Below are 8,679 nucleotides of genomic sequence, written 5' to 3'. Positions count from 1 at the left end.
CCAATCAAACTAGACCTATGGAAGCCGTTCGGGGATTCAACGCAGACCGGGTCTTACGGACCGGTGCCGGTGGGTTGGCTTCTGAGCCGGTTTCAGTCGGTGCTAACGCCCTTCAAAGCGTTCCTGCTGACGGCGATACCCGCGTCCTCGAGGGAGTAGTGGTTGATCAGGCCCTGGCGCTGCTGACACCGGACTCGATCACCGCCGAAGACGCTGCGTTGTGGGGTTTCGGGCAGGCCGCGGATTTCGCCGACCGGGTCGAGCAGCTCTCCCGCCGGGTGGAGCGCCTGCAGGTGCTCGCCGCGGGCGCGGTGGACCGGTCCCGCACCGCCGCCCTCACCGCCGCAGCATCACCCCTCGTCCCCGTCACGGCCGCTGATGCGAGCCCTGGTCCGGGGGAGGACGGCTCCCGGAACAGTGTCGAGTTCCTCCAGGGAAGGCTCCGGATCAGCTCCGCCGAAGCCCGCCGCCGGATCGGACTGGCCGACGCCGTCCTGCCCAGGACCGGGTTCGGCGGGCAACAGCTCCCGCCCCGCTACGAAGAACTTGCCGCAGCGGTCGATACCGCCCAGATCAGCTCCCGCGCCGCGACCACCATCACCCTGGCCCTGGACCGGGCACGGCATTTCACCACCCCGGACCACACCGCCGCGATGGAACACGACCTGACCCGAGCCGCCCTCGAGAACGACGCCGACTTCCTCACCCGCGTGGCCCGGCACTGGGCCGAAGCCATCGACCAGGACGGGACCGAACCCTCCGAAGCGGCCCTCCGGCAAATCCAGGGCGCCTTCGTCCGCCGCCCCAAACACGGCCTGCAGCACCTGGAAATCTTCGCCACCACCGAACAGTTCGAAACCCTCACCACCGCCATGAACACCGCCACCAACCCCCGCACCCCAACACGGGCCGACGGCAAGGGTGCCGACGGGACCGGCAGTAACGGGAACGGCGCCGACGGAACGGGTACCGGCGGAACGGGTGGTGACGGTGCAGGGAACGCTGAACCGGCCAGCCTTGCCGGCTGGGACACGGAGGGCATCCCCGAGGTCTCCCTCGATCACCGCTCACAGGGTCAGAAGCGGCTCGACGGGCTCGTCGGCGCCGTCCAGACCGCCCTCACCAGCGACACCCTGCCCGCCAACGGCGGACATCGGCCCCAGATCCTGGCCACCATCAACTACCGCGACCTCCTCGCCGACCTCCAACACCGCCAAGACACACAATGGGCCCAAAACGCCCAGTCGGCTCCAGACGCACGTTGTGCCCAAGGTGCCCAAGATCTGCAGAAAGACCAAGGCACCCAGGGCCCGCACCATGCCTACACCGGCGGGACCGCACTGTTCGCCTTTTCCGGGCCGGTGAACCCGGCCACGATCCGCAAAATCGCCTGCGACGCCGACATCATCCCCGTCGTGCTCGGCAGCCAGGGCCGGATCCTGGACATCGGCCGCGCCTCACGCGTCTTCCCACCCCACATCCGCAAAGCCATCATGGCCCGGGACCAAGGCTGCGCGTTCCCGGGCTGCACCATCCCAGCATCATGGTGCGAAGCCCACCACATCACCTACTGGTCACGCGGCGGAACCACTGGAACCGGCAACGGCGTCCTGCTCTGCAGCCACCACCACCACCTCATCCACAAAGAACACTGGCACATCGAAGTCACCAACGAGGTGCCCTGGTTCAAACCCCCACCAGAACTCGACCCCCACCGAAAACCCCGACGCAACAACTACTTCCACTCACGACCCAAACACGAATGAACTGGCCCCGCCACTTAGCCGCGCCACGGCAGGGATTTACGCGGCCAGCAGTGCCGGAACAGAGGGCTCAAACGGTCATCCTGGTCAGCCACGATGAAGGGGCCGTCGAGGCCCTCAACCCGAGCGCGTGCGCTGCTGCCCGACGGGGTTGAGGACCTGGAACGAGGACTGCTCGGAGCTCATCACGCTGGCCTAGAGCTGTCGGGTCCCGGGGTGCTGGTCACCCCGCCAGTGCGCGGGAACTCCGAGCCCGCCGGGCAGCCGTGTCTCAGGATTGCCCCGCGCGCTGTTGAGCTGCGGCTGCGTCAGGAACAAGGCCCGGGACAAGTCGGCGCCCTCCAGCCGCGCATCCCTTAGGTCTGCACCCAGCAGGTCCACCGCCGCCAAATCAGTGCCGCGCAGATCTGCCGCAATGAGGCAGGCGCCGCGAAGGTCAGCGCCGCAGAGCCGGAGCGTCCGGAGGTCCACGCCCGCGAGGTCCGCCCCCGTCTGCAGCCGTTCATCAAGCTCGTCGCCGGCGGCGAAGTAGGCGGCGCGGACTTCCTCGCTGACCTCCACCAGCACCTGCCGCACCCGGTGATGAAGTGTTCCGACGTCGAGGGCGAGCAGTCCAGGCAGCGGTCCCTTCGCGGCGTTCCTGATGGCGAGGCGCAGCTCCAGCGCCGCGGTGCCGGCCTCGGCGTCGAAGGCGTGTTCCTGCGCCTCGGCCAGGTACCAGAGCATCTCGTGAAGCTGCCGCATGATTTTGAAGGCAGCGAACATTGCGGACTTGCTGTCCGGCTTATCGCGCCAGCTGACGCCGTCGAACAGCCCCTGCGACACGGCTTGGCCCGCGCCGAAGCAGTCGAAAACGGTGCAGCCTCGGAAGCCGCGCGGGCGCAGCCGGTCGTGGATGCCGCAGGAGAAGTCAGCGGCGAGGTTCGGGCACGGCGTGCCCGGCGGCTTGTCGAGGGCGAAGTCGGCCGAACGGGAAAAGCCGAAGGCGGTGCAGCACAGCGCGAAGCAGTTGCTGCAGTCGGGCTGCAGTTCGTCCCGGCCGGGACGGGCGGCTGGACGCGGAAAGGATGTGAGTGGAATGGATGTAGTGGTCAAGTGATCTCCCAAGAATGACGCGGATGTGTGTGTCGCATGGAGAACTCGTCGTCGAGTTCCCTCGGCGGACACACCGAATCACCGCTCCGGAACGGAACGCGGGAGCAGTGCCGCGGGAGGGCAGCTGCTGCGGGCTAGAGAGAAGAATGAAGAATCACCGGCTCCAGAATACCTACATGGCGACGCCGTGTTCCGGGCAGTCGTCACTGACCAGCCTGGTGGTAATCCTCCGCGTCGGTGGCTAGGCTCTTTCCGCTGTGACAGCTGTATCCGCAAACCCGATCAGCCGCACCCGAGGAGAGCATCATGAGCGCTAGCTACACCTTTGACGTCTTTTCCAGCCTCGATGGCTTCGGCTCCACCAGCGGCAACTGGGGCGGCTATTGGGGCAAACAGGGCCCAGAACTGCTCGAGCACCGCTTCGCCTTGTATGGCGGGGAGCAGCGGATGGTCTTCGGGGCCAACACATATCGGGCGTTCGCGCAGATGCTGGCCTCGAGCACTGAGGAGTCCGAGGTCCGTGATTCATGGGTTACGCGAATGCGGAACCTGCCGGCAACGGTGGTGTCGAGCACGCTGCAAGGACCGCTCGACTGGCCGGACGCTACCCTCGTGAGCGGCGACGCCGTCGACGTCGTCGCGCGGCTCAAGGAGGAGTCTGAAGTGCCGCTGCGCTCACACGGCAGCCTGTCGATGAATCGGGCACTCATGGCCGCCGGCCTGGTGGACCGCGTCCAGGTGACTGTCTTCCCTGTGATCACCGGTCATACCGGAGCGGAACCGATCTTCCAGGGTGCCGCCGACTTCGACCTTGAGCTGATCGAGAGCCGGACGCTCGACGGCCGCACCCAGGAGCTCATCTACCGGCCAACCCTGCATGTTTGACTCACGGGTGACCGACCCCAACGACTGAACGGGCCGGCAGCCCCTAGCGCACCCGAAGCGCGTGGGCGTCCGTAATTCGCTGCAGCCCGCCGTAGCTGATGGAGAACATCGAGTGGTGGTCGCCGGCCCCGGCCCAGAGCGTCACGTACTCTTCGAGCGAGGTGTCCAGCAGCGTGCGGATCTTGGCCGGGTGGCCCACCGGTGCAACCCCGCCCACTTCCTGGCCTGTGTGGTGCAGCACGAAGTCCGGCGCGGCACGGCGGATCCGTCCAGTCTCCAGCTGGGAGGCAACCAGCCGGACGTCCACTTTCGCTGCGCCGCTGGCAAGGATCAGCAGGGGAGTGCCGTCCACTTCGAACACCAGGCTGTTGGTGATCGCCGCAACGTCGCAGCCAAGCGCATCAGCCGCGGCGGCCGCCGTCGGCACGGCTCCGGGAAGAACCGTGACCGTGTCACGGGCGCGCGCTGCGGTCAGGGCGCGGCGCACGTTGGCCACCGGGTCGGCAAGCATGTCCGTGCTCCTGCCCTCAGTAGCCCTGGGCATCCAGGATCGCGTCTTCCTCTTCCTCCGCCGTCGGGCGCTTGCGCTTCCGGGGCGCGGCCGGACGACGGCGGGCTCCCGCGGCCGTAGCGGCAGGCTCGCCCTCCGACAACTCGGCATCCTCGGCATCCATGGCGGCGTTGCGCGCCTGCTGCCGGGCCGCATAACCAAAGCCCACAAACATGAGGACGCCAAAGGCGAACCACTGCAGCGAGTAGGACAGATGCGTCCCCTCGTCCACCGAGGGCATGGGGAACGGCTGCGGCATGTCCGCCACCGGCGGCGTCTCCGACGCGAGCTGCCCGTAGGCGCCGGTGAAGAGCGGGGAGCCCAGCTCGGCGGAGTAAGCCGGCAGATCGATGGAGGCCAGTTGGCCTTCCGGGGCACCGCGCTGCAGCGTGGGTTCGCTGTGCTTGAGCCGCACCACTGCCGTGATCTGCCCGGACGGCGGCGCCGGAATAGAGTCCGGCCGGCCCGGGGTCTTGTTACCGATCGGCAGCCAGCCGCGGTCAATCACCACGGTCTCGCCCGACACGAGCTTGAACGGCACCACAACCTCGTACCCGGGCTGGCCGTTGAGGGGCCGATTGCGCACGATCCGCTGCCCGGCGACGTCGTAACTGCCCTGGAGCTTAACCTGGGTCCATTCCCGCGACGGGTCCAGCTGATTGAACTCGTTGCGGGCCTGATCAAACGTGATGGGAGTGGCTGAGTAGTTGGACGTGACCCGCTGGATCTCCGCCAGGGTCTCGGCCCGGCGGTCCATCTGCCAGCGGCCTAGGAACACGCAGCCGGTGGCGAAGATCGCGGCCAGCAGGAGGTAGCCCAGCCACTTGCTGGAAAACAGGAACTTGTACATTCAGCCGTTCCCGCCGGTCTCTGCGGCCTCGAGCGGCACGGTTTCCTTCCAGAGCCCGCGCGTCTGCAGGTAGTCCTCCAGCCATCCCTTGTGCTCGCCGCATGCCAGCCATACCTTGCGGCGGTCAGGCGTGTGGATCTTGGGATTGTTCCATAGCAGCTGCCAGGACGCGTCGGCCCGGCAGGCCTTGCGGGAGCAGGTGGCGGAGGATGCGGGGCCGGCAAGATCGCCGCTGCCGCCACCCAGGTTGAAAATGTTCATGAAGCTTTCTGTCCCCGGCCGTCGTCGTCTTCTTCTTGTTCGTCTTCTTCGTCATTGGTGATGAGTTCGCCCTGGAGCACCGTCGGTTCATCCTCTGTGTCGGAGCTTTCCGCAGGTTCGGATCCATCGGCCGCCCCCAGCTCCGCGTACGGCGTGTAGTCGAGCAGTGCGTCGCTGTGGATCTCCGCCTTGTCCGAACCGTTGGCGATCACCACCGCGACCCATGGCAGGAAGACCGCGCCGGCAACGGCAACTAGCTTGAACCATCCGTCCACCACGAAGATCATGATCAGGCACACCATGCGGATGGCCATGGCGAGGGCGTACTTGATCATGCGCTCCCGCATGTCTTCGGAATGCGCTGCGGCGGCGTCCGTGATGCTGATTACTTCCGGGTGACCGGAGGTGGCGTCACGCTTCCCGGGCAACTGCTGACCGGGCTGGGGTTCAGATGTCACGACTGTTTGATCACGCTCCAATGGCTACCCCAATTCTCTCACCATCCACAGGAGGCTCCCAATCGGGCGATAAGATCGGAGGCAGTCAAAAATCCAGCCACCACGGCGGAGCCATGCTCCGCAGAAATCCGGAGCACACATGTCTGAAGCAGCAACCACGGCCCGCAGCGTCCTCATCACCGGCGGCAACCGCGGCATCGGCCTGGCCATCGCGGAGGCATTCGTGGCCAACGGGGACAAGGTGGCCGTGACCTACCGCAGCGAATCGAAGCTGCCGGAGGGTGTGCTGGGGGTCAAAGCGGACGTGACCGACGAAGCTTCCGTTGACGCTGCGTTTGCCGAGGTTGAGGCTGCCCACGGCCCGGTCGAAGTGCTGGTGGCCAACGCCGGCATCACCAAGGACACGCTGCTGCTGCGCATGAGCGAGGACGACTTCACGTCCGTCATTGACACCAACCTGACCGGGGCCTTCCGCGTCATTAAGCGCGCCTCGAAAGGCATGATCCGGCTGCGCAGGGGCCGCGTGGTGCTCATCTCCTCCGTTTCGGGCCTGTACGGCGCGCCGGGGCAGATCAACTACTCCGCCTCCAAGGCCGGGCTCGTGGGCATCGCCCGCTCCCTGACCCGCGAGCTCGGTTCGCGCGGAATCACGGCGAACGTCGTCGCTCCCGGGTTCATCAACACGGACATGACCGCAGAGCTGCCGGAAGCAACTCAGAAGGACTACCTGTCCAGCATCCCCGCCGGGCGCTTCGCCGATGCCTCCGAGGTGGCCAACGTAGTTCGCTGGATCTCCAGCGACGAGGCCGCCTACATTTCCGGCGCGGTGATCCCGGTCGACGGCGGCCTCGGCATGGGTCACTAGGCACCAGGCGCCAGGCCGACCCGGGACATCAGGCCCCGGGACATCAGGGGAGTTTTCACCCACGGCTGGCCGCCGGCTTCTTTGTGGCGTTCCGACAACGGAAACCAGCGCGGCCGCTGGCATGATGGACTTCAGGCCATCAGTAATTAGACGTTTTGAACAAAGTTAGAGCTTTAGACAAGGGAGCCCACATGGGACAGCTGGACAACAAGACAGCCATCGTCACCGGTTCTTCGCGCGGCATCGGCGCCGAAGTTGCCAAGATCCTCGCCGGCGAGGGTGCCGCCGTCGTCGTTAACTACCGCCAGAAGGCGCCGCGCGCCAACAAGGTGGTGGCCGGGATCGAGGCCGACGGCGGGCGTGCCGTCGCCGTGGGCGCCGACCTGACCAGCATCGAAGGCGTGCAGGCGCTGGCCAGCGCTGCCATGGAAAACTTCGGTTCGCTGGACGTCCTGGTCCTGAACGCCTCGGGCGGCATGGAATCCGGAATGGAAGAGGACTACGCCCTCAAGCTGAACCGCGACGCCCAGGTCAACATGCTCAACGCCGCCGCGCCCCTCATGAAGGAGGGTTCCCGCGTTGTGTTCGTGACCAGCCACCAGGCGCACTTCATCAACTCGGTCCCCACCATGCCCGAGTACGAGCCCGTGGCCCGCAGCAAGCGCGCCGGCGAGGACGCCCTGCGCGAGCTCCTGCCGAACCTGGCGGACAAGGGCATCTCCCTGGTGGTGGTGTCCGGCGACATGATCGAGGGCACGGTGACCGCCACGCTGCTGGACCGCTCCAACCCGGGCGCCATCGAGGCCCGCCGCGCCGAGGCCGGAAAGCTCTACTCAGTGGAGGAATTTGCGGCAGTGGTTGCCAGCATGGCCACAGCCGACGTCGAGTCCGGCCACACGGAATACGCCGGCGGCTCGGACTACTTCGGCAAGAGCGCCGGATAGTCTCTGCTCACGAAGGTTTCCCATCGCGGATCCCCGCACGAAGGCCCGGCGCATCAGCGCCGGGCCTTCGCTGTCTCCTAACCGACGCCGAATCCGGGCCGCGCAGGCGTTGTCCGGGCGGCCCGGGGCGCCTAGGGTCATAGCCATGGCAGAGGACGCAGCAGTACCGAAGCGGAGCTATCCGGCCGGCGTGCCGTGCTGGGTGGACAGCCAGCAGCCCGACGTGGAAGCAGCCAAGAAGTTCTACGGGGGACTGCTGGGTTGGGAGTTCGACGCCGGTACGGCGCCGGCCTGGGACGCCGGCAGTTACGCGGTGGCCCGGCTCGGCGGCCAGGAGACGGGCGCCATCACCGGTTTGGGCGCCGGGCCCCACGGTGTCCCGGCCTGGAACACGTACATTGCCGTCGACGATGCGGACGTTGCGGTGCGGCACCTGCTGTCAGTTGGTGCGACGCTGAAATCGGCCCCTGCCGACACGGGTGTTGGAGGGGTGCGCGCCTCGCTGGCCGATCCCGAGGGCGCTGAGTTCCGCATCTGGCAGCCCGGGAAGCGGCCGGGCGCCCAGGCGGTCAACCTCCCGGGCGGCTGGAACTTCAGCGACCTCCACACTGCAGACACGGATGCCGCCGCCGATTTCTACGCCAGGGCCTTCGGCTGGGAGTTCGACCGCCTCGACTTCGGCATCATGATCCGCCGTCCCGGGTACGGCGACCACCTGGAGGCCACCGTCGACCCCGGTATCAGGGCACGGCAATCGGGAGACGCCGTGCCGGCCGGCTTCGAGGACGCCGTGGGCTGGCTTGCACCGGCCGCCGCGGGGGAGCGGCCGCACTGGCACGTCACCTTCACCGTCGCGGACCGGGACCGGGCCGTGCAGGAGGTGGAGCGCCTTGGCGGCCAGGTTCTGGGACAGGACGATACCGAGTGGACAAGGACCGCCCTGATCCGGGATCCCGGCGGGGCTGTCTTCACCGCAAGCCAGTTCACCCCGCCGTCGGGCTTCTAGTT

Annotated in this window: 10 protein-coding genes; 5 read left to right on the top strand and 5 right to left on the bottom strand. The window is 67.1% G+C overall.

What is annotated here, in order from left to right; all coding sequences use genetic code 11:
* Nucleotides 1–158: 158 nt before the first annotated feature.
* Nucleotides 159–1,766, top strand: a complete 1,608-nt coding sequence (locus G9E11_RS04015; protein WP_311764286.1) for an HNH endonuclease — start codon at nt 159–161, stop codon at nt 1,764–1,766.
* Nucleotides 1,767–1,958: 192 nt separating this feature from the next.
* Here G9E11_RS04015 and G9E11_RS04010 read toward each other — a convergent pair whose 3' ends face one another.
* Entirely contained in the window at nt 1,959–2,858 is a 900-nt protein-coding gene (locus G9E11_RS04010) for a pentapeptide repeat-containing protein (protein ID WP_203219239.1), read from the bottom strand.
* 306 nt (nt 2,859–3,164) lie between these two features.
* Here G9E11_RS04010 and G9E11_RS04005 point away from each other — a divergent pair, with 306 nt between their 5' ends.
* A complete protein-coding gene (locus G9E11_RS04005) occupies nt 3,165–3,743 on the top strand; it encodes a dihydrofolate reductase family protein (protein ID WP_190603093.1) in 579 nt (192 codons plus the stop codon).
* 43 nt (nt 3,744–3,786) lie between these two features.
* Here G9E11_RS04005 and G9E11_RS04000 read toward each other — a convergent pair whose 3' ends face one another.
* From G9E11_RS04000 to G9E11_RS03985, 4 genes are read right to left on the bottom strand one after another with little or no spacing between them, the layout of a single operon-like run.
* Nucleotides 3,787–4,254, bottom strand: a complete 468-nt coding sequence (locus G9E11_RS04000; protein WP_246468671.1) for a YbaK/EbsC family protein — start codon at nt 4,252–4,254, stop codon at nt 3,787–3,789.
* Nucleotides 4,255–4,270: 16 nt separating this feature from the next.
* Nucleotides 4,271–5,143: an SURF1 family cytochrome oxidase biogenesis protein gene (locus G9E11_RS03995; RefSeq protein ID WP_190603089.1), complete on the bottom strand. Its 873-nt coding sequence runs from the start codon at nt 5,141–5,143 to the stop codon at nt 4,271–4,273.
* Nucleotides 5,144–5,404, bottom strand: a complete 261-nt coding sequence (locus tag G9E11_RS03990; RefSeq protein WP_190603088.1) for a hypothetical protein — start codon at nt 5,402–5,404, stop codon at nt 5,144–5,146.
* On the bottom strand, nt 5,401–5,862 hold the full coding sequence (locus G9E11_RS03985; protein WP_414635170.1) for a DUF3099 domain-containing protein: 462 nt from the start codon (nt 5,860–5,862) through the stop codon (nt 5,401–5,403). The genes G9E11_RS03990 and G9E11_RS03985 overlap by 4 nt, the downstream gene beginning before the upstream one ends.
* A 139-nt stretch (nt 5,863–6,001) precedes the next feature.
* Here G9E11_RS03985 and G9E11_RS03980 point away from each other — a divergent pair, with 139 nt between their 5' ends.
* The 3 genes from G9E11_RS03980 to G9E11_RS03970 all read left to right on the top strand — a co-directional run bounded on the left by G9E11_RS03980 (nt 6,002) and on the right by G9E11_RS03970 (nt 8,677).
* The gene (locus G9E11_RS03980) at nt 6,002–6,727 is read left to right on the top strand and encodes a beta-ketoacyl-ACP reductase (RefSeq protein ID WP_111904768.1); all 726 of its coding nucleotides are present in this window, start codon (nt 6,002–6,004) and stop codon (nt 6,725–6,727) included.
* Between the two features lie 191 nt (nt 6,728–6,918).
* A complete protein-coding gene (locus G9E11_RS03975; RefSeq protein WP_190603076.1) occupies nt 6,919–7,671 on the top strand; it encodes an SDR family oxidoreductase in 753 nt (250 codons plus the stop codon).
* A 145-nt stretch (nt 7,672–7,816) separates the two neighbouring features.
* Nucleotides 7,817–8,677, top strand: a complete 861-nt coding sequence (locus G9E11_RS03970; protein WP_190603074.1) for a VOC family protein — start codon at nt 7,817–7,819, stop codon at nt 8,675–8,677.
* Nucleotides 8,678–8,679: the final 2 nt, after the last annotated feature.

This window comes from Arthrobacter ipis, assembly GCF_014694315.1.
Taxonomy (GTDB): domain Bacteria; phylum Actinomycetota; class Actinomycetes; order Actinomycetales; family Micrococcaceae; genus Arthrobacter; species Arthrobacter ipis.
This window is presented reverse-complemented; position numbering and strand designations above follow the sequence as displayed.

Excerpts from the sequence above, each read along its gene's own strand:
- G9E11_RS04005 (WP_190603093.1), top strand. The coding sequence starts at position 3,165 with ATGAGCGCTAGCTACACCTTTGACGTCTTTTCCAGCCTCGATGGCTTC.
- G9E11_RS04000 (WP_246468671.1), bottom strand. The coding sequence starts at position 4,254 with ATGCTTGCCGACCCGGTGGCCAACGTGCGCCGCGCCCTGACCGCAGCG.
- G9E11_RS03995 (WP_190603089.1), bottom strand. The coding sequence starts at position 5,143 with ATGTACAAGTTCCTGTTTTCCAGCAAGTGGCTGGGCTACCTCCTGCTG.
- G9E11_RS03990 (WP_190603088.1), bottom strand. The coding sequence starts at position 5,404 with ATGAACATTTTCAACCTGGGTGGCGGCAGCGGCGATCTTGCCGGCCCC.
- G9E11_RS03980 (WP_111904768.1), top strand. The coding sequence starts at position 6,002 with ATGTCTGAAGCAGCAACCACGGCCCGCAGCGTCCTCATCACCGGCGGC.
- G9E11_RS03975 (WP_190603076.1), top strand. The coding sequence starts at position 6,919 with ATGGGACAGCTGGACAACAAGACAGCCATCGTCACCGGTTCTTCGCGC.
- G9E11_RS03970 (WP_190603074.1), top strand. The coding sequence starts at position 7,817 with ATGGCAGAGGACGCAGCAGTACCGAAGCGGAGCTATCCGGCCGGCGTG.